We start from the raw sequence: 21,280 nt of genomic DNA on the forward strand, positions 1-21,280 counted from the left end.
AAGTGGAACCCAGAAAAAACATAGAAGATAGGCAATAATCAGCTTAGCTCTCGGAAGAAGCCGAGTCGCCACATAAACAAGCAGCAAGCCTCCCATGAACGGTGCAAATATTCTGTCATAAAAAAATATTCCGGCAAGGTGTAAGCTCATTCTGTGAAAAAGCAGGCTGAAAGCAAACATTATCCCGAAGAATAATGGAATAAGAAGTAGCCACCGCACCCACTCCGGAAGTTTTTCATATGTTTCAAACATGGTTTCCCCAAGATTGCAGATAAAATTTTATCTGTTGCCGTGTAACCATTAAGAAGAGCATCTTCGTAACAGAAGCTCAAAAATTATTTTATAGTAGCACTTGACCAAATTATAGTAATAGGTATTATTATCAATAGTGAGTGGATGATATAATGAAGCTCGCAAATGAATCAGTGCTGCCAGTGTGTCTGTCCTCGTACAAGGATACTTCTTCTACAGATCTCTCATCAATTCTTATTTCGCTGACAGCCTCGGTTTATCAATGGTGTCGCATTGCAGATGTAGTATATTGCTGCCAACCCGTTAACACACGATAAAAGAACGCGTAACGCGATAGAGAGGAGCCGTTGTATGTCTAAGAAAGATACTATGAAATCAGCATTCGGACGTCCTGTCGGTAACGATTTGAATTCTTTGACTGCTGGAGAGCGCGGTCCTGTGCTGATGCAGGATGTGCATTTGCTGGAAAAACTGGCGCACTTTGATCGGGAACGAATTCCGGAGCGTGTTGTGCACGCAAAAGGGGCAGGTGCATATGGATACTTCGAAGTAACAGAAGATGTTACAAAGTACACAAAGGCTGCGTTCCTCTCTTCTATTGGCAAAAAGACCGATGTGTTTGTCCGTTTTTCAACTGTAGGCGGAGAAAAGGGTAGTGCGGATGCAGAACGTGATCCACGTGGCTTTGCAATCAAATTTTATACGGAAGAAGGCAACTATGATATGACAGGCAACAATACGCCTGTATTCTTCATCCGTGATCCTCTGAAGTTTCCTGACTTTATTCACACCCAGAAACGTGATCCGGCAACAAACCTGAAAAGCGCAACCATGGCGTGGGATTTCTGGTCATTGACTCCAGAATCAATTCATCAGGTAACAATCCTCTTTTCTGATAGGGGAACTCCAGCAACGTATCGGCATATGAATGGATATTCGAGCCATACGTTTAAATGGTACAACGAGCAGGGCGAATATTTCTGGGTTCAGTACCACTTTAAAACAGATCAAGGCATTGTGAATTTTACTGGTGCTGAAGCCAAAGAGATGTGCGGAATCGACCCAGATCACGCAACCCGTGATCTGTATGATGCCATCGAGCGTGGAGAATATCCTTCATGGACGCTTGAAATGCAGATTTTGACACCTGAACAGGCAGAAGAGTTTGAATGGGATATTTTCGATATTACAAAAGTGTGGCCGCATAGTCAGGTTCCTCCTGTTACGGTGGGTAAGTTAGTGCTCAACCGTAATCCGCAGAATTATTTTGCAGAAGTTGAACAGGCTGCTTTTAACCCGAGCAGTCTTGTTCCAGGTATCGGCGTGTCACCGGATAAAATGCTTCAAGGACGTCTGTTCTCGTACCACGATACCCATCTGCACCGCCTTGGCGCAAACTATCACCTGATTCCGGTAAACCAGCCGAAGAATTCTCCACAGCTGAACCACCAGCGCGACGGCGCCATGCGTGTGGATGACAACGGACTTGGCAGACCGAATTACTGGCCTAATAGCTTCAGTCCGATTGCGCCTGAAGGCAAGAATGAAGAACCGGATATCCCATTGCACGGCGCGGGTTCTCGCTATGAGTTTGCTCATAAAAACGACGATTTTGTGCAGGCTGGAAATTTATATCGTGATGTGATGACAGATGAAGATCGTGATAGCCTTATTACAAATATTGTAGGGCACATGGAAGACGTTCCTATTCGAATCAAATTACGCCAATGCGCCATTTTCTATCTTGCAGACAAAGAATACGGTGAGCGTGTCGCAAATGGCTTGGGACTTGATCTGGAATATGTACGCAAGCTAGCTGGAATGACGCAAGAAGAGCGAGTTGCGGAAACTGCAGACATGTAGTGTATTGATCCGAGACTAAGCAGGGCTTCATGGGAGACCTGCTTGACGATGTATAAATAATGAAGCCGGCCTCATCCTTGAATACAAGCATGGATGGAGCCGGCTTTGTTATGAGGAAACAGGTCGAGTTTTCAAAGTTTTTATGTACTTTCTTGTTCTATCTGTGCGGCATAGTTGACATAGATTTGTACCACGTGTAGCAGGGTTCTGTTGTACTTTAACGAACGAGGTTTTTTTGTATAGAAATCGAATGGATATTGTGATGCCGGTTGTCAGCGAGAAATGCTACCGGTAGCCATAGGATATGAATCACGTTGGTGATGTATCCAGAATTGACGCAACGTAGTTGTTGCGCATGGTACAGAATGAGCCCTTATCTTCGGGGCTGGAGTTGTCGTTCTCGTTGCAACCACTGATTGTTTGAAAGTTCATCAGGTGCGCCATTTTTAGGCTCCCTGAGTTGTTTTGCCGGACTACCTGTCGGCAGATATTCGTAACTACACTCAAGGAGTGGACTTGTGCAGATTAAAAACGAAGAAGCAAACGACGCAGAGCGCATTACACTGATACAGTTTGCCGCTTTTGACGGACATCCGATTCATGCAGGAGCAGAAGCAACCGAGCATCTGATTGTTGAAAGACTGCGTGCAGAAGGTGCATTGTCTCTTTCGCTTATTGCGGAGGAAAATGGAGAAGCTGTGGGGCATATTGCTATGTCGTCAGCGACTGTTGGAAAACATACAACGGGCTGGTTTCTCTTAGGGCCTGTAGGGGTTATCCCGAGCCGACAACGAAACGGTATCGGCTCAGCACTTATTCGTGAGGCTCTACAATGTATGAAGGAGAACGGGGCGGAAGGTATTGTTCTGGTAGGTGATCCAGATTATTACCATCGTTTCGGCTTTAAGAGTTTTCCCGATCTTTCATACGCAGGAGTACCGAATCAGTATGTTTTAGGGCTGTCGTTTACGGAGTGTACTCCTGAAGGGGAAATTGTTGCGCATGATGCGTTCCGTAACCCAACAAAAAAGGTGGAAGCTCATCCCGATAAAAATGAGCCATCCCGCCGTGTACATCATTATCTTTCAATTAATAACGGAAAGTAGTGCGGCTGATAAAGCGTATCGCCGTAGCTGATGTAACAGAAAAATAGAAAAGGGCTGTCCTTCTTTATGAAGGACAGCCCTTTGTTTGAATCATTTTATAGAGAATAACAAAATGTTACTCTTGAGTTTACCTATGCTTTTGTCAGTTGCCAGCAGCGGTAACATCCCATTGCAGATCGTATGAGCATCATACCTCCGTTTGCAATCCATATCCACATAAGCGGCTGAGCCGGCTTGAATGTCGTAATAAGTCCGATAAAGCCGATGCCGATGATACAGGAAATACACATGGCGTTTCGTGTAAAAGCAAAATCGCCAATTCCCCACAAAATACCGTCAGTAGCATAGGAAAGAGAGTTGGTAGGCTGTGAAACAGCTACAACAAGCCATGCAGTGTAGAATACGCTGTATGCTTCCGCAGGAATAAGTAATTCTGCAAAGATATCTGCCCCAAGCACCATAAGACCGCCGGTAATAATGCCAGTAATAAAGCTGTACCCGAAGGTTTGGCGGATAACCTGCTTAATCATCGGCGTATCATTTTTACCTTTGAAGTAGCCTGTGAGGCTTTGGCCTGTAATGGCAAATGTATCCAGCAGCATGGTGTTGAAAACAACAAACTGTCGAATTCCTTGATGCGCTGCGCCTTCAATAGCACCGGCCTGTGTAGCGGTGCGTGTGCAGTAGAGTAGAAATGCGATAACCAGACCGGTTCGGACGGTCATATCCCAGCCGATAGAAAGGAGACGCTTGCAGCGTGGAAGGTCAAAGACTGGCTTTAAGCGAAGCTTTCTGTGCAGGGCATACAGGGTGATTGCCATACCTACATATTGACTGAATGTTGTTGCCAGCGCTGCACCTGTAACACCCAAAGCAGGGAAAGGGCCAATGCCGAAGATCAGCAGCCAATCCAGCAGTACGTTCAAAGCGTTAATTATTGTTGTAACAATAAGAGGTGTACGCATGTCTTGTAGACCGCGGAATATACCGAATGCAGCCATCGTGAAAAGTACAGCAGGGCCACCGGCTAAACGGCACGTCATGTAATCTACGGACAGATCTTTCATCACGCCGTCAGCGCCCATAAATGTTGAGATCTGCGGCAGGAAGAAAATCGGAAGCAGGCCTGCAACCAGCCCGATCAGCACAGCAAGAATAAGGGCTGTGCTTGCGGTGGTGGCAGTCTCTTTATGGTTGTTCGCACCTATGCAATGCGCAACTTCAGTTTGTGTACCGATTCCCAGAAAGTTGAAAATCCAGAATGCGGAAGAAAGCACCATAGTGCCGATACCAAGAGCTGCAAGTGGATCAGTACCGAGTTTAGCAACAAATGCTGTATCAACCAGACCGGTAAGCGGTTCGGCAACAAGTGAAAGCAGAACCGGAATCGACATCGTTGCAAAGGTCTTTGCAGGAGATTTGCGATACGCGTGTTCGTTGAGAGATTCTGTAGAGGTGCTCATAGCGGTGGCTCCGGAACATCAACCTGTAAAGGCGACGCAGCAACGTGCTGGGGGGTAGCAGGTAAAAAGTCTGCACCCAAAAACTGGATGCAGACTTGGATAGACTGTCAGTAAGTTATTCTTCTTCAATAAACGGGTTGAAGTACCCGAACTCAATCCACGGACAGGCTTTTTTCAATCTTTTCCTGAAGAAGGTAAAGCCCATGCTCGCGCCGAAATCTATGCCGCTGAGCAATTCTAAATACATTTCAGGATCAATGTTCAAGTTGCGCAGCTGAATGAAATCAAGTTTGGTATCAGTAATAAGCTGTACAAGTGCATCAAATTCCGGTTCGGAATCTGTGACGCCCGGGAAGTAGAGCAAGTTGAGTGAAACCCACTTATTGCGTGCTTTGGCTTCCAGAATAGACTGCTTAACATCAGCAAAGCAGTATCCGTTCGGACGATAGTACAGGTTGTACACTTCTTCGCGTGCAGAGTTCAAACTTACACGGATAGAAGAAAGACCTGCATCAGCAAGCTTTGCAACTTTATCCGGTAAGGAAGCATTCGTATTCATGTTGATGGTGCCACGACCACCTTCTGCACGGAACATGGTAATTGCTTCCGTAATCATATCTGCTTGCGTGAGAGGTTCACCTTCGCAACCCTGACCGAATGAGTAAATCGGTTTTTCCTGTTCGTTGGCTGCGTGGTGGCGCATTACGCCGCAAACCTCTTCCGCTGTCGGTGTAAAGTCCAGACGATCCTGCGGTGAAGCACAGATTTTGGAAGTGTTTTCCTGAAAAGAAATACAGCCGATACAACGTGCGTTACATGTACGCGATGTAGGCAGAGGTGCTTCGTATCGACCAATGGCAAGGTTTTTTGCAGCTGGGCAGGAGTATTTGAGCACACATTTATTCATAATGTGCTGCATCAAACGGTTTTCTTTGTAGTCTTCAAGAATTTTATTGGCAAAGCGATTAATTTTTTTACCGGAGAAACCACGGAAAACCTGACGTACGTCCTGATCGACTTTTTTTGCTGCAACGTAGAACTTGCCGTTGGCAAAGCCAACAGCACCGTATGCAAACAACGGCAGGGTGGGGGCATCCTCATCGCTGTGGTAAGCAGCATGGGCAGTAAGAGTATGCGCCGGAGCAACAAACGCTGCTACTGCGTATTCTTCCATCTGTTCAACTTCGCCGTCTTCCGGATCAAGGCCGAGTGCACGGCGACCGGGAAGCATGAAAATATCGCTGCCTTCAGGAAGCGGCATAAGTTCGTCCGGACGCGGTTGAGCAAGATCGTTGCCGCGGCGGCACAACATAAGCAGCTCCGGATGGTCGTAAATATTACCGTCTTTGTCTGCCACAAGAAGTTTTGGGCGAATTTTTGAAGAAGCCATAAAATCTCTCTATAAGGAACAGGCTGTGATGCCTGAGTAGTGAATTTGTTTTTGTGGATGTGTCATACATAAAAGTCCTGAAGCTGGCAAAAAGTACTTTTCCGGTTGAGTATTGCATTTTTTTAGAAAAAAATTAAATAGATGCTCTTAAGATAGTTACAGAATACCCGATAGGTGTTTCAGGTCAGTTGCCTCCTGTGCATAGTAGGTATGTAGGATACTGTTTGTTGACGGGGACAGTGCTGAAGCGCTGAGAGGGACGTTGCGGTTTCCGGAATACGGAAAAACGTGGCGTAGATAACTGTATCCGTTTACCGTCAGGAGGATGTTACGCCATGGCTTCACCACGGGGGGTCGTGCAGCGTTTGCATATTGAGTTGTTTTTTGAATGGAGCCACATTGTATGGAATCTATGTTTTTTATTGTTCTCGCGTGTGGTGTCACCCTGATCCTTATTCTTTTGTCAGTATTGAAGAAATATAATGATCTCCGTGACACGCTTGCAAAGCTCGAAACTGAGAACAATAGTATGGAAATGAAGAAGAATGCTTACGAAGCGGAAATTGGTGCGCTGAGTGAGCGTATTGCTGAATATACAAAAGAGTACATGCTTATTGAGCGCTCTTTGGCTGAATCCCGACAGGCAGAAAATGAACGGGTAATGGAACGTGAGCGTTATAAATATATGTCATTTGTTGAGTATCTTCTTTCCAAAGGGCTTATTACTAATGATGACGTAACCAAGGCTGAGTTGTACAAGAAGAAAAATATCAGTGCCATGGGTGTTGCTGAAGTTCTTGTATTGTTCAACCGTATCCCTGCGGATAAAATGAAGCAGTATCGTGAGGAATTTAGACAGGTTACTGGTCAATAATTCGTGTGCGTTATAATTTTTAAAGCGGCACAGATGTTTTTTTACATAAAAAACGTCTGTGCCGCTTGCTTATTGTACAACATTCGTTTGTAATGTCGCCGTTGTTGTTTGTTCCATAGCTCTTACTACGTACCCATTAGGAAGTGACAACATGTCTATTTTGACACAGAACGCGGCGCTTGCCGGGTTGTATGAAGCACATATTGATGAGTTAGTAAAAAAAGAGCGTCTGGAAGCTGATGTTATCAAGCAGGCTCTCGAGAACGGTACTATGGTACTGCTCGGTAACCCTGAACACCCTGAGGTAACTCCGACGCTGGTCGGTCAACCGGCGTCTGTAAAAGTTAACGCCAACATCGGTACCTCTCCGTTGAAAAACGATTTCCGCTGCGAAATGGTTAAGCTGCAAACCGCCATTAACGCAGGCGCAGATACCGTGATGGACTTATCCATCGGTGGTGATCTTGATAAAATCAGAGAAAAAATGATCTCTTCTACCAAGCTTCCTCTTGGTACTGTTCCAATGTACGCAGTTGCTCAGAAATATCTCGACAGCGACCGTGATCCTGCGGACATCAAACCGGAAGAACTGTTTGAAGAAATCGAAAAGCAGGCAAAGCAGGGCGTAGACTACATGACCGTTCATTGCGGTTTGACTATGCGCGGTGCAGAGTTTGCTACTAACGGCAGCCGTACAATGGGCATTGTTTCCCGTGGCGGCTCCATCCTCGCTCGTTGGATGTTAAAAAACGGCAAGGAAAACCCGCTTCTCACCGGATACGATCGTATTCTTGAGATTGCACGTAAGTACAACGTAACTCTTTCCCTCGGCGACGGCCTCCGTCCGGGTGCAGGCACCGATGCCGGTGACGCAGCACAGTGGGAAGAAGTTATGGTACTCGGTCAGCTCGCTAAACGCGGTCTTGAAGCTGGCGTACAGTGCATGATCGAAGGACCGGGACACGTTCCTTTGAATGAAGTTGAAGCTCAGATTATCGGCATTAAAAAGCTCACCAACGGTGCTCCGTTGTACGTTCTTGGACCGCTCGTTATCGACAGCAGCCCGGGTTACGACCACATCGCAGGCGCAATCGGTGGTGCAATTGCTGTTAAAGCAGGCGTAGACTTCCTTTGCTACCTTACTCCGGCGGAACACCTTACCCTGCCAAGCATCGAAGATGTACATGCAGGTGTAATGGCATCCCGTATTGCTGCACAGGCAGCTGAAGCCTGCATGGGCAGACCGGCAGCGGTAGAACGCGAACTCGGTATCTCCCGTGCTCGTAAGGCTCTCGATTGGGAAGGTATGAAAACCCTCGCTCTCGATCCGGAAATGGTAGAAAAGCGTAGAGAAGAACACAAAGATAAACGCGAATGCGCCATGTGCGGCAAGTTCTGCGCTTACAAGATGATCGAAGAAGATCCTCAGTGCTCTAACTAATCACGCAATGTAAAAGACCTGACACAGAATCTGTGTCAGGTCTTTTTCTTTTTCTCTATACGACATCGATAAAATCGATAGTGCGCATTTTTTGGTATGAAAACTGCAAATAGTTATTTGCCCGTTACCCCGTTCACAACGTTTTGTGGTGTACCATTCAAGAATGCGCTGATGTTGTCTGCGGCAATCTGCATCAACGTCATGCGCGCTTCTATAGTTGCCCACGCAAGGTGCGGGGTAATAAAGGTGTTCGGAGTTGTAAGGAACGGATGATCTTTGGCAATAGGTTCCTCACTTACAACGTCAACAGCAAGACCGCCAAGAGTACCGGCAGTAAGAGCTTTAGCCACAGCCGGTTCGTCAATAAGCGGGCCGCGTGCAGTGTTGATGAGGATTGCATCGGACTTCATTCGAGCCAGAGACTGTTCATTGATAATGTGCTTCGTCTCCGGTGTAAGCGGGCAATGCAGGGTAATAATGTCAGATTTTGCAAGAACTTCATCAATATCTGCATAGGCAAAGTTGTTATAGTCAGGCATAGGTTTAGGACGCGGTGCATACGCAAGAATATTCATGCCGAAGCCGTTTGCGATGCGGGCAACGTTGTTACCAGTGTTTCCGAAACCAATGATACCAAGGGTTTTTCCGCCTATTTCGCGTTGTGGAGTGTTCCAGAAACAGAATTGACCGTTCTGCCCCCATTCTCCGTGCTTTACTTGCTCGGAATGTAGGCATATCTGTCGGTAACATTCGAAGATAAGCGCAAATACATGTTCCGGTACTGCGTTGTTTGCATATCCCGGAGTGTTGGTAACAGGAATTCCGCGTTCCGCAGCAGCGTTGATGTCTACAACATCGTAACCGGTAGCGAGTACGCCGATATATTTAAGATTCGGGAGCTGCTCCAGAGTTTCTCTGGTAAGCGGAGTTTTGTTGGTCAGTACTATTTCCGCATCCTTACTGCGCAGAATAATGTCTTCTTGTTCAGTTTTTTCGTAAAGCGTAACGGGATGAATGTTTTCTATTGGTGTCCACGGGTTGTCACCTGGGTTGAGCGTTTGACCGTCAAGAATTACTGTTTTCATTGTTCGTTACTCCAATATTGTTAAGAGCTTCCGGCTGTGTCCGGAGCATTGTATTCAGGGCTTTACCATTGAACACGAAATTATTTCAGCATTCAGTTTTGTTAATGCAGTGGTGCAATTAGCAGTGTTACTGTATGCAAGCCTTGAAAATCGGTAAAGGGTATTTCTTTTACCTTTTGTCTGACACATATTTGCTTTGTCACCTGTGTATAGTACAGTATTACAGCAAAAAGCAGCTAAACATATTTTGTATTGAGGTTAGTAGTGCGCCAAGCAATACGTATCACACTTTATTTTCTTATTTCACTTGCTGTATGTATCGGCGGTCTTTTCCTTTACGCCGGATGGTATGTACAGTCGTCCAATTTTCCTCAGTTAATAGAACGCAGGCTTACAGATGCTACAGGGTATCAGTGGAGTATTAACGGAGAGTTACATCTTTCAATCGTTCCACTTGCCATTGAAGCTTCTGACGTAAAAGTTGTAGATCCTGCTTCCGGTAAAACTATCGTTGCCGTCGGCAAGGTCGAGTCCAGTGTTGATATCCCGACACTGTTTGCCGGCAAGGTCTTCATAGATCATCTGAACATACAAGATTTTGAAGTTATTCTTTCTGATGCGCTGTTGGCGAAAGGAAGCGAAGGACAGGCTTCTGTCCCGCAGGTTGATACCGATTTCTCTATGGGCAAGGTTGCAGGCGGGTTTGATTTGCAGGGCTTGCAGCTTCAGCGCGGCAGGGTTGTCTGGGAGCACGGTACAGGTGATGACACAACCTATGTAGCAGCCAATGATATCAATGTTCAGGTTGATTTTAATTCAAAAACATTTTTCGATATTTCATGCACAGTTGAAAGCGATTTTATTCCAACAAATGGTCGTTTGAAATTAATAGGTGAAAGTGATTTTACCGCTCAAAAGTTGACCGTTGAAAGTGTGCAGGGCACCGTAAATTGGAAGGGCAGTGTTGAGCTTGAAGGGCGTGAAGTACCTACAACGCTTACAGTTATGTACAACGTGGATTGGCCTTCCCGCGAACTCAATTTGACTGATGTTACCGCACAAGTCGATAAAGGGCATCTGACCTTTACCGGTAAAATGATAGATATCAGTAATGAAGACTGGCGGTTGAAAGGGCAGGCGATTGTCCAGAATCTGAGTCTTCCATATTGGTTCGGATTTACTGAAAATCTCCCTACAAGCTTGAATCATGCTCTCGATAGCATTGATGGCGTGCTTTCTATCGAAATGACAAAGAATTTCGTCTGGGCAGATAGCCTTAAAGCGAATGTGCTGGGAATGAAGCTTGTCGGAGTCGGTGGTGTAAAAGATTTCTCTGATCCTGTTATCTACATTGATGCCGCAGGTGACTACATTGACGTGAATAAAATCTTCCCTGAAGTTGGGCTGAATCCCCCTAAGGTATTGCCAAAGCCTTCCGATCCGCGCCCGCCGATTTTCAGATATACTGATGATGAGCCGGAGAAAAAAATTGTTGAGCCACCAGCAGGTGCAAAGAAAGATTCACTTGCTGAAATTTCAGTGGGCTATGACATTCGCATCGGCGCAAAAAAAGCGACAGCATACGGTTTTGAAATCAATGATCTTGCCTTCCGTTGCTGGCCTGCACCGAATGACGATACGCTTACCTCATATAAAATTGGTAAGGCCTATGGCGGTAGTATCGATTCAGTTTTGACCATTGCAGACGACCTGCGCTTGCAGGCAACTATTACTAATGTGCAGACTGAGAAAATCAGTAAGATTATTACTGGTGACTCTGTGATTGCCGGCGTAGCCAACGGTAAGGTTGATGTAAGAGCAAAAGCACGCACAGTGTACGGGCTTGTTGCTGGCTTGGGTGGTTCCATCAATGCTGTTTTCACCAACGGTTATGTTAAGTCTTTGCCGAAAAAGCGAGCCGATAAGGCCGTAACTTCAGAACAGAATTTCTTTAAGGAACTCAAAATTGACCTTTCCGGCAATAGCTTGACCAAGGTGCCGGATAAAGCAGGGGATTATCTCCCATACAACTGGGATTTGTCCGTTCTTTTTGTCCGTAAAGATTCAACCGTTTCCTATCTGACCCGTGTTAAAGGGCCGATTACAATGAGTGCGGAGCGTGTTCTCCCTGTTCGCGGTAAAAATATCGATTTCGATATGACGTGGATGGGAACAGTTATGATGGATGAGAAACGTGTTCCTCTTTCTGCCCGCCTTATTAGTAAGACTACATATGATATGGAGACCGAAAAGGTATCCATTCATAACGGAACATTTGTTTTTGATAATCAGCGGTTCGCGGTTAAAGGCGAAGGAAAGCAGTTTATCACCGCACCTGAGATTAAAGGAACGTTTGTCGGGCAGGAATTTGATCTGAATCCGCTGCTCAAAACGCTTTATCTCTTGCGTTGGAAACCGAGAGACGTTGCAGCCTTTAAGCGTGCAAGCTTACGTGGCGAGTTTGATATGCGAAAAGGCCGGTATGCATTATACAATGTTGTCGGCTACGTAGATGATACTGCGCTTAAAGGGTCTGTACTTGTTAATACTACAGGCAAGATACCGACTGTCCGCACAGACGTTGAACTAGGCGATATTCTGCTGACACGATACTTCCCGCCGGAAGATCAGGATGTACGCGCTAAAATCTTTAATAAAACTCCTTGGCGTTTGAACTGGTTAAGCGAAGTGGATGTAAAAGGCAGTTTGAAGGTTAATAATCTTCGGTTCAGTCCTATTGATGCACAACAGCTTGTAACTCCAGTATCCATTGGGGGCGGTAAAATTCAGGTAGGGCCTCTTGAAGCAAACTTGTACAAAGGGTCTTTTTCCGGTGAATTCATTGGCACTGTGAACAAAGGAAAGCTCGATAGCCGTGTTGTGGCAAATGCTAAAGGTGTTGACCTTGCGCTAGCTTCAAAAGGAGCTAGCGGCGAAGATTACCTTGGCGGGCTGGGAACAGGCTATGTTGAAGCGCGCGGGCAGCTGGGCTCAAGCTACGATATTCTCGCCAGTCTTGATGGTATCTGGGGAATTTCTGTAAAAGACGGTTTCTTTGGATTCAGCAAAGATAAGAAAGGGAAAATAGAAAAAACTACCTTTACCTCTGCTGTTAGTGACGGCAGCATTAAGCAGGGAATCATGAGCAGCAGCAACACCGCGGTAGTATCCCCGTTTGTTGATATGCGTGGTGGCGGCAAAATTGATTTGCCGAACCGTAAAGTAGATTACAAAGTAAACGTAACCTACGCCCGCATTCCGACTGTTCCTGTGACGATTGTAGGTAATTGGGACGATCCTAAAGTTACTGTTGATGGTTTGAGCGTTGTACCGCGCACCTTTGGTAAGATTGGTGGCGGAGTATTTTCTATCCTGAAAGATGCCGTGCTTATTCCATTCAGAGCCGTGGAATTGTTACCGTCATTGAAATAAGTGCACATTTTTTGTGCAATCAGTTGCACAAAGCTCTTGTGCAAAAGTGAAAAAAAATGCACCGTGGTCTTCAATCCCTGTGATTGGAGGCCACGGTTTTTTATATCGTTGTGTAACAACTTGCAGGAATGACTACGGTTGTGCAGAAAAATTCACTTTGGCACGACTTTTTCATAGAAACCACTGGGTAACACCATAAAAATACTTTGAAATTACACCTTTCTGCTTTTCGAGCAGAAACAGGACATACATGGAAATAGCAGATTTAAGTAAAGAGCGAAGCACGATTATTATTGCCATTGTTACGCTGATAACAATCGGGCTTTCACTTATCGTGTCAACAGGGCAAACACTGCGCCAGCAGGAAGAAGCACGTTTACAGCATCTTCAGCTTACAGCACGGTCTGTATTGCAGTCTGTTGATATCTCTCTTCGTACCGGCATTCTTACCCAGAATGGACGTGTTGCAGGGCTTCCGAGCACAGCAAAGTTCTTTCGTGAACTGCAAAAAAGCGGTGAGGTAATGTTTGTGGGTCTGCTTGATGAGAAGGGCGGACAAATTCTGTCTTCGCTTGAGGGGGGAGCCACAAATACTATTTTGTTCCCTCAGCAGGCTATTCCTACAATGGTGCAGACAGGGACATGGAACGGTATTGCCAAGTTCGGTAATCACCGTGTGTATGTCTATGCCAAACATAGTCAGGGATTGGAGACGCAGGCTGCCGAACCGGGTGCACCGAAACGCGATACATTTCTTGTTGTCGGTCTTGATATGACAAAGCATTTTGCAATCTACAAAGGATTTAAGCAGAACGCGTTGTTTCAGGCCGCCTATATTCTGGTTGCCGCTATCTTTACATGGGCTTTGGCAATGGCATTGCTGAAACGTCGTGAGCTTGCGGGTAAAGCCTTACAGCTTGAACGTTTTCAGGCTCGCCTGCTGGATAACCTGCCGGATGGTCTTCTTATTGTAAGTCCGGATAACGTTATCAGGGCGGCAAACCCTGCTGCGCATGATGTGTTTAAAGCCAAAGGCAGTGGATTGGCAGGGCTTCCAGTGTCCTCCTTGCCGGAAGATTTGGCGAATTGTCTTAAAAATTTACCGGAAGATTCAAATGCAAACTGGGAGCAGGTAACTGTTCAAGGGACGCATCTGGAGATTCTTTCAGTTCCGTTGAAAGAGCATAAGGAAGCAGGTTCGCGTCTTGTTCTTGTGCGAGACAGAACGCGTTTCCGCGAGCTTGAAAAGAGCTTGCAGGATGCTGAAAAGATGGCTGCATTAGGTACTATTGCAGCAGGCATGGCTCACGAGATCAGAAATCCTCTGAGTGCATTGCGCGGATTTGCTCAGTACTTTGCCAAAAAATTTAAAGGCAAAGAACCTGATGAAACCTATGCGCAGACAATGATTACCGAAGCAGACAGGCTGAATCGTGTAATTACCGACTTACTCTACCTTTCAAGACCGCGTGCGGTGCAGAAAGAGCAGGTTGACTTAATTGAGCTTTCAGAAGGGCTCAGCAACCTGCTGCGCCTTGATTTGGAAGGAAAAGACGTAACACTTGAAGTAAGTCTTGAGTCTTCCCATGTGCAAGCTGATGCCGACTTGCTTAAACAAACTCTTATCAACCTTATGCTTAACAGCCTTGATGCGCTTGACGGTTCAGACGTGGAGAAAAAACAGATTCACATTGCCTCTGCTTATGGCGAAGACGGTGTCTGGATTTTTGTTCGCGATAACGGACCGGGTATGGATAAACAGCAGAGCGATCAGGCATTTGAACCGTTCTTTACTACTAAATCAAAAGGTACAGGGCTCGGACTCGCCTTAGTTCATAAGACGATGATGGAGCACGAAGGCAAAGCGATGATTGAATCCAGCGCTGGACGCGGCTGTACCATTGCACTCTTTTTCCCCGACGTGGAAGATGAGGGAAACTATGTCGTATAATAAACAGCTTCTTGTTATAGATGATGAACCGGCACTGCGCATGATGGTGCGCGCGGTTGTAGAAGATGCCGGCTGGAGCGTTGCGGAGGCAAGCTCCGGTGAAGCCGGTATTGAACATCTCGCATCGCATAATGTTAACGTTGTCCTTCTGGACATGCGTATGACAGGCATAGACGGCAGTGAAACACTGGCAATTATTCAGGAAAAGTATCCTAACTTGCCAGTAATTATGCTAACAGCATTCGGTACAGTAGGGTCTGCAGTAGAAGCCATGAAGCGTGGTGCATTCGATTATCTGAGCAAACCGGCAGATAACGACGAATTGATTGCTGTTCTTGAAAAAGCATACACGCATGGTCGTCTGCTTGCAGAGAACGATAATCTGCGGAAAAAATTTATCGGCAACGATCCTGCGGAAAAAATTATCGGCGGCTGTGACGCCATGCAGGATATGCTTGAACTTATCCGTCAGGTCGGGCCTACGGAAGCAACCGTGCTTGTCATGGGCGAATCCGGTACGGGTAAAGAACTCATTGCAGAAGCTCTGCATGAGCGTAGCAACCGTGCAGCGTTTCCTATGGTAAAAGTTAACTGTGCAGCACTTCCGGGTAACCTGCTTGAAAGTGAGCTGTTCGGGTACGTGCGCGGGGCGTTCACCGGCGCTGTTAAAGATAAGCCGGGGCGTTTTCAGTTAGCCAAAGGCGGCACGCTGTTTCTGGATGAAGTCGGAGAAATGCCGATTGAACTTCAGGCAAAGCTTCTCAGAGCCTTGCAAGAACGAGTGGTAGAGCCGTTAGGTGCTGTAAAGCCCGTTGAGGTTGATGTCCGTATTATTGCTGCGACCAACCGTAATCTCCGCGAGTCTGTCGCCAAGGGTGAATTCCGTGAAGACTTGTATTTCCGCCTGAACGTTCTTGAGATTATTTCACCGCCGTTACGTGAGCGTCTGGATGACCTTCCGCTGCTTGTGAGCAGGCTTTTGGATAAGCTTGGACGAAAGAATAGAAAGAGCGTCCGCGGTGTCAGCCCTGACTTTTTACAGAAACTTACCACCTATCCGTGGCCGGGGAACGTTCGTGAGCTGGAAAACGTGCTTGAACGTGCGTTGATTCTATCACGCTCAGAAATTTTAAATGTTGAATCGCTTCCGGCATTCTTGACTGATCCGCAGCAGCCTGCGCCTTCCATGCAGCCTCACTATGGACAGGAGCCGCAAGGATACATGCAGCAGCAAAATCCTTCTTCCGGAGATTTTTCAGCTCAAGGCGGAGCGCCTAACGGGTTTGCTCAACCGGAATTTTCACAAGCGGATTTTCAGCGTAATACCTTTGGTGGTCAGAACGGCTACAATAATCAAGCAGGATATAACGGTCAGCAGGGATACAGTGGTCAGCAGCCAATGCAGCCGCAAGGTGAAGCTGGTGGAGCTCGAACAATTTCCAGACCGAAAACGTTAGATGACGCTGAGCGTCAGGCGCTTATCGAGGCGCTTAATGCTAATGGCGGTCACCGTGAACGTACTGCGGATGCCTTGGGTATCAGCCGCCGTACACTTCAATACAAGTTACGTAAGTACGGTTTAACGAAGCGTAGCTAGTAGCCATAAAACAAGCATACAAAAAAAGACCTGTCACGGAGGGTGGCAGGTCTTTTTTTGTAAATATACCGATTGGGAATGCATCGACAGGCGGTGGTGCTGGTTACAGATCAAAAGAGGGCTCGCTCAGTGTCGAATTGCGCCTGGGATGCGTGTTATGATTTATTCCCAATTCCCGTTTTTGTATTGACGAATTTTGGTAACGCGGTTCTTTTCCACAACGCGGAAAGGTTGCTGCATTACTTCCTGTTTTGTGTTTCCCATAGCTTCATACGTTACTTTGATGTACTTGATCACACCGACGTACGTACCTGTATCTTTGACTTCGTGGACGTTAACTTTAATAGTATCTTTTTTTAAGTCGCAGTAGGTGCGTACCCATTTCCCGTTCGGAAGCTTACAGGTCTCTACTTTTCCACCGCAATCAGGCATCTGTTTACACATCGTATCAATATGCTGTGTTGCATGAGCGCGAAGAGTATTTTCGAGTTCCTGCTGGGTAATAGCGCTTGACGGGGTTGTGAGCAGGCACGTGACACACGCCATAACGAACAAAACCAGAACCTTTTTCATGAGAATCTCCCGAAGACTGGATGACAAAACCAAAGATCGCTGCTGCGAAATATTGCAGGGGCTAACTGTAGAGGGTGTTGTCATTTGGTCTGTATTTCTCTGATTAGGATAATGTTAGCAGTGCCATTAATCGTGAGCAGAGATGTCTGTCTATACGTACCCGAATGAGTATTGCGCAAGAAATTTCTTTAGATAGTCAAATTAGATTTGACGTACGAGGAAGAGAGTAGTGTGTCGTATCCCGTGAGTGCGTCAGAGTGTAGTGTGTCTGCGTGGTGTAGATGGTAAGCTGACTGAACGAGTTAGTGCTAGGCACAATGCGAAAGAACAATCAGAAATGCCCGGCAGGACATCCTGCCGGGCACTGTTGTATGTACTAATCAAGCACGATGGTTACGCGACGGTTGAGTCGACGGCCTTCGGCTGTTTCGTTTGAGAATTCAGGATCAAATTCGCCTTTACCAACTACTTCAATCAGATCGCCCGGTACGCCTTTTCTCATGAGGTAGTTACGTACGGACATTGCACGACGAAGTGACAGACCCATGTTGTACTGAGCAGTACCGATGGAATCGGTGTGACCAATAACGGTGGTGCTGTCGCCGCTTGATAAGATCAGCGCTGCTGCTTCATCAAGGATCGGACGTGCTGCTGGAAGAATAGCAGAGGAATCGAATTTGAAGAGAACGTTGTCAATTACGATAACTTCGTCAACAACTTCGATTGGTGTGTAGAAAACGTCAGCCATAAACTCGTTGAATGCAACCGGATCATTAAGCAATGTTTTACCGTCTGCCATTACAGAACAAGTGTTAAGGTTGAAGAGTTCCATCAAGGTTTTGCTACCTTCTGCGGTGTCAGCAAAAGAGATGAAGTGTACGCACATCTGTGGGTTAGCATTGTAGAAGCCCATCAGAGCGTCAACAGGGTCTGGACCCATGTTGTTAACGCCGTCAGTTACGAGCACTACAGCACCCTTAGGAGCCATTTTGGTGGCCATAGGTGACAACATTTCAAATGCTTCACCGATTTTTGTCCAACGTGCGCGGATTTCTTTGTCTGTAGTAATGGAGTTAACTGCTTTTGCCATTACTGCAGGGTCGTATGGTCCGTAGCCTACGATTGGCTGGAACGGAGTGAAGGTCTGTGCTGCTGCCATGTAAGGAAGCGGCGGCATTGCTTCGTTGATCATCTGTACCACGTTTTTGGCAAGAACGATCTTTTTCATTCCAGTCTGCGCTTCGTGCATCATCATGGAGCCAGAGTCGTCAATAAGGAAGTTGAAACTGGCAACTTTAGGTTGAAGGATGAACTCTTGCGCCTGGACTGCGGATGTCGCAAACAACACAAGAGAAAGCGCGATAAGCAATGTTCTCTTAATCGTCATACTGGTCCCCTCCGGCTAGTATAGTTTTTCTGGTTTAGGTCAAATTATGCGTGGTCAAGATGTAATATATGGCAACCAGCGAAACGCGACAAGGATGTTTATGAAACTATGTGCTTATTTTCAAAAGAATAATTCGAGTAATTAAAGTAACGCCCTGCTTAAAACGATGATTCTGTGCAGATTTTTTTCTGTAGGCACAGTATAAGGTTACACATATTACTACGTTGGAGTATGGTAGATTTCGCTAACTTTTTTTCCAACTTTTCGGCTCCGTTAGCCTGAGTAGTATGGTTAGCATGATGAGCGCGAATGCGGCGTATTGCACTACCTGCGCTATTAGGGCGTTTGTATCACATAGAATTTACATCTTCTGTGCATGCTGTTTTGCCACGAGAGCCTTATCCACAACGGATTTGCGACGAAATGCCCCCCGAAATCAGTCAATTTTTGACCAATATCTAATACATTCCGTGCGCGTGGCTCTACGCATAGTTGATGCCTGTCCAGCTTAAAATCCTTATAGCAAGTTTTGCGGTGTTATGTAACCTCCTTTCGTCATTAGATGATTGCTTTTATTGCTTTCAGCACTACTTATGTTTTGAGTAATTCATGCTCTTCAGTGCGCATTTAAAAGAGGCTGGAGAACAAAAAAGATACAAAAAAAGAGTTGAACAAAAAAACACGCCGCATAAAGAGTGTTCATGCGGCGTGTTTTTTATTGGAAGTACGTAGAACGTTTTTGATTTCGTAGTGGAATATTGAAGTAAAAAAAGAAAATATTAAAGCAAGCTATAAGAAATAGTGTGCAGTGCTGACAATTTTTTCTTGGTAATCGCCTATTACCTTTAATGGTGGGGAGCCCCTATGTGGGGCTTTTTCTAACCTACTTGCATCACGTAAAATTCATATCCGTACTGATTTTTAAAAGTACGGTACAACTCGATTTCCCGAGTTGTGAGCGCCAAAATATCTTTTGCATAGGCTTCTTCCAGCAAATTTTCTGGCAGATTTGCAAGGTGCTGTTCAAGCGTATTGTAGAACGTCTCCCATGCCGAGTCCGGTATGACAAAGTTTCCCAGCAATTCATAACCATGTTTTTTAATCGCAGTGATGTTTTCTTGCGTTGTTCGCATTGCGGGATAGGCTTCTTTCCAAAAGGTTTTTATTTCTTCGTCTGGAGTAGCGGTAAGCCAAACAGCCTCGCTAATGACAAGATAACCTTTTGTTTTGAGAAACTTTTTCCATGATGCAAGCGCGTTGTCGACACCCATGATGTAAGCCGCACCTTCTGACCAGATAATATCAAACTGCTCTGCATTGAAGGGAAGCTTTGCCATGTCTTCACATTGCGTTGTAATGCGATCAGCCACGTTGGCAGCTTTTGCGTTTTCCCGAGTTTCTTGAAGAAACGGGTCGTAAATATCTACAGCCGTAATATGGCCGTCACAGAGCAAGGCAAGATCCACTGCATCGTTTCCACTACCACACCCGATATTCAAAATGGACGGGGATTGTGGACGGTCAGCACAAAGTGCAAGTGCTTTTTTCGTCAATTCAAGACTGCCGGGGCCTTTCCGTGCAACACCCTCATAAAAGCGAAAGAACGTTGCCATGAACTCTTCTGATGCTTTTTGCAGCTTCAATATAGATTGAGGGGCAGCAGCCCAAGAGCGAATAGTAGTGATTTCTTTTTCCGGCATATGCAGGAGTCGAAGAAATTTGACATGCTCTTCAGGGCGGAGGCGTTCGAATTCCATATGCCAACGTCGCATATCTTCAGTACTCAATCCGGCATTCGTAAATAATTCAGCCCACGTTGTGGTCGTACTGGCGCTGGCAGGAAGGGTCGACTGTTGGAGCAGATCCGTAACAATGTGCTGCTGGCTTTGTAGGTCGGCAATCTCTTTACTGAGCGCCTCAAGTCGATCTTCAAGAACTACCGATATCTCAGAAGTTGTTTCTGGATTGAGAATGCGGGCAATGTTTTTAAGACTTACCCCCGCTTTACGATACATACAAATGCGACGAAGCTTTTCTTTATCTGCTTCAGTGTACTGGCGGTATGTACCTTTTGTATGCTGACTGGGAGAAAGCAGTCCAATTGAATCGTAATAGAGAAGGGTGCTTCTGGATAAACCAAATTCTTTGGCAAGCCTGCCGACTGTGTACATAACGTTTCCTTGTGATTATTCCTGCCAGTGCTCCGGCTTGCCTAATTCGTCTGAAACAACAACTGTTCCATTAATGGTCTCCGGTGCTGTATCGTCTAAGATTTGCATCATCCATGCATCTCTTACTTCTTCAGGTATTGGATACGGGGCATTAATAGCATGAGGATGCACAGGGGCAAAACCGTATTTCGGGTAGTAGGTAATGTGCCCAAGCACAAATACAATACTTACACCATGTTGTTTGAGGCGTTGTAATCCTTCTTGAATCAGCTTTCCGCCAATTCCCATATTTTGAGCTTTGGGAACAACGGCAAGAGGGGCAAGAATGGATGCTTTAACGTCAGAGCCCGTAATTGAAACGGACGTGAACAGAATGTGTCCGATTGCTTCATCACCATCCATAGCAAGCAGTGATAACGTTGGTTTTGCTGAAGGATCGTTAAGCAGGTTATTTACCAGTTCGGCTTCCTTGGGATATCCGAATGCTTCTTCTTCAACACGTAATACTTCAGAGAGGTCATTGCTGGTTGCTTCGCGAATAGTATAGTTCATGTTATTTCCTTTTCTGTTTGTCGTTCGACACCATTAAGGTGGAGTTGAACATATACACTATGAAGCTATAGACAGGTCAACGAGCTGGCTAAATTATACAGCAAAATTTTTTGATGGCTAATACGTTGTTTTCATGGAGAATG

15 protein-coding genes are annotated in these 21,280 nt (G+C 45.9%); 7 read left to right on the top strand and 8 right to left on the bottom strand.

Annotation, left to right across the window (positions count from 1 at the left end; translation table 11 throughout):
* The coding region (locus QZY95_RS00525; RefSeq protein ID WP_290917885.1) for a hypothetical protein at positions 1-252 on the bottom strand (252 nt) is incomplete at its 3' end.
* A 351-nt stretch (positions 253-603) separates the two neighbouring features.
* Here QZY95_RS00525 and QZY95_RS00530 point away from each other — a divergent pair.
* Positions 604-2,115: a catalase gene (locus tag QZY95_RS00530; RefSeq protein ID WP_290917888.1), complete on the top strand. Its 1,512-nt coding sequence runs from the start codon at positions 604-606 to the stop codon at positions 2,113-2,115.
* Between the two features lie 518 nt (positions 2,116-2,633).
* The gene (locus QZY95_RS00535; protein WP_290917890.1) at positions 2,634-3,221 is read left to right on the top strand and encodes an N-acetyltransferase; all 588 of its coding nucleotides are present in this window, start codon (positions 2,634-2,636) and stop codon (positions 3,219-3,221) included.
* Positions 3,222-3,352: 131 nt separating this feature from the next.
* On the opposite strand, the gene QZY95_RS00540 is transcribed toward QZY95_RS00535, so the two are convergent.
* The gene (locus tag QZY95_RS00540) at positions 3,353-4,684 is read right to left on the bottom strand and encodes an MATE family efflux transporter (protein ID WP_290917893.1); all 1,332 of its coding nucleotides are present in this window, start codon (positions 4,682-4,684) and stop codon (positions 3,353-3,355) included.
* Positions 4,685-4,799: 115 nt separating this feature from the next.
* Entirely contained in the window at positions 4,800-6,074 is a 1,275-nt protein-coding gene (locus QZY95_RS00545; protein ID WP_290917896.1) for a radical SAM protein, read from the bottom strand.
* A gap of 403 nt (positions 6,075-6,477) precedes the next feature.
* On the opposite strand from QZY95_RS00545, the gene QZY95_RS00550 reads away from it, so the two are divergent.
* Positions 6,478-6,948, top strand: coding sequence for a hypothetical protein (locus QZY95_RS00550; protein ID WP_290917898.1), 471 nt, complete (start codon positions 6,478-6,480; stop codon positions 6,946-6,948).
* 151 nt (positions 6,949-7,099) lie between these two features.
* Positions 7,100-8,389, top strand: coding sequence for a phosphomethylpyrimidine synthase ThiC (gene thiC, locus QZY95_RS00555; RefSeq protein WP_290917900.1), 1,290 nt, complete (start codon positions 7,100-7,102; stop codon positions 8,387-8,389).
* A gap of 113 nt (positions 8,390-8,502) precedes the next feature.
* Here thiC and QZY95_RS00560 read toward each other — a convergent pair whose 3' ends face one another.
* Positions 8,503-9,474 (bottom strand): D-2-hydroxyacid dehydrogenase, encoded by a 972-nt coding sequence (locus QZY95_RS00560; protein ID WP_290917902.1) that lies wholly within the window; start codon positions 9,472-9,474, stop codon positions 8,503-8,505.
* Between the two features lie 264 nt (positions 9,475-9,738).
* On the opposite strand from QZY95_RS00560, the gene QZY95_RS00565 reads away from it, so the two are divergent.
* The 3 genes from QZY95_RS00565 (at position 9,739) to QZY95_RS00575 (ending at position 16,454) form a co-directional block, all read left to right on the top strand.
* Positions 9,739-12,906 (top strand): AsmA family protein, encoded by a 3,168-nt coding sequence (locus QZY95_RS00565; protein ID WP_290917904.1) that lies wholly within the window; start codon positions 9,739-9,741, stop codon positions 12,904-12,906.
* A gap of 250 nt (positions 12,907-13,156) precedes the next feature.
* Complete coding sequence (locus QZY95_RS00570; protein WP_290917906.1) at positions 13,157-14,857, top strand: ATP-binding protein; 1,701 nt, start codon at positions 13,157-13,159, stop codon at positions 14,855-14,857.
* On the top strand, positions 14,847-16,454 hold the full coding sequence (locus QZY95_RS00575; protein ID WP_290917908.1) for a sigma-54 dependent transcriptional regulator: 1,608 nt from the start codon (positions 14,847-14,849) through the stop codon (positions 16,452-16,454). Before QZY95_RS00570 ends, QZY95_RS00575 begins: the two co-directional genes overlap by 11 nt.
* A gap of 162 nt (positions 16,455-16,616) precedes the next feature.
* Here the strand turns inward: QZY95_RS00575 and QZY95_RS00580 are convergent, their stop codons facing one another.
* The 4 genes from QZY95_RS00580 to QZY95_RS00595 all read right to left on the bottom strand — a co-directional run bounded on the left by QZY95_RS00580 (position 16,617) and on the right by QZY95_RS00595 (position 21,137).
* Positions 16,617-17,027, bottom strand: a complete 411-nt coding sequence (locus QZY95_RS00580; protein WP_290917911.1) for a hypothetical protein — start codon at positions 17,025-17,027, stop codon at positions 16,617-16,619.
* A 376-nt stretch (positions 17,028-17,403) separates the two neighbouring features.
* Complete coding sequence (locus QZY95_RS00585) at positions 17,404-18,414, bottom strand: OmpA family protein (RefSeq protein WP_290917913.1); 1,011 nt, start codon at positions 18,412-18,414, stop codon at positions 17,404-17,406.
* A gap of 878 nt (positions 18,415-19,292) precedes the next feature.
* Entirely contained in the window at positions 19,293-20,585 is a 1,293-nt protein-coding gene (locus QZY95_RS00590; RefSeq protein ID WP_290917915.1) for a MerR family transcriptional regulator, read from the bottom strand.
* 15 nt (positions 20,586-20,600) lie between these two features.
* Complete coding sequence (locus tag QZY95_RS00595; RefSeq protein ID WP_290917917.1) at positions 20,601-21,137, bottom strand: N-acetyltransferase; 537 nt, start codon at positions 21,135-21,137, stop codon at positions 20,601-20,603.
* Positions 21,138-21,280 lie beyond the last annotated feature (143 nt).

The sequence above is a fragment of the Halodesulfovibrio sp. genome (assembly GCF_015482765.1).
GTDB lineage: Bacteria > Desulfobacterota > Desulfovibrionia > Desulfovibrionales > Desulfovibrionaceae > Halodesulfovibrio.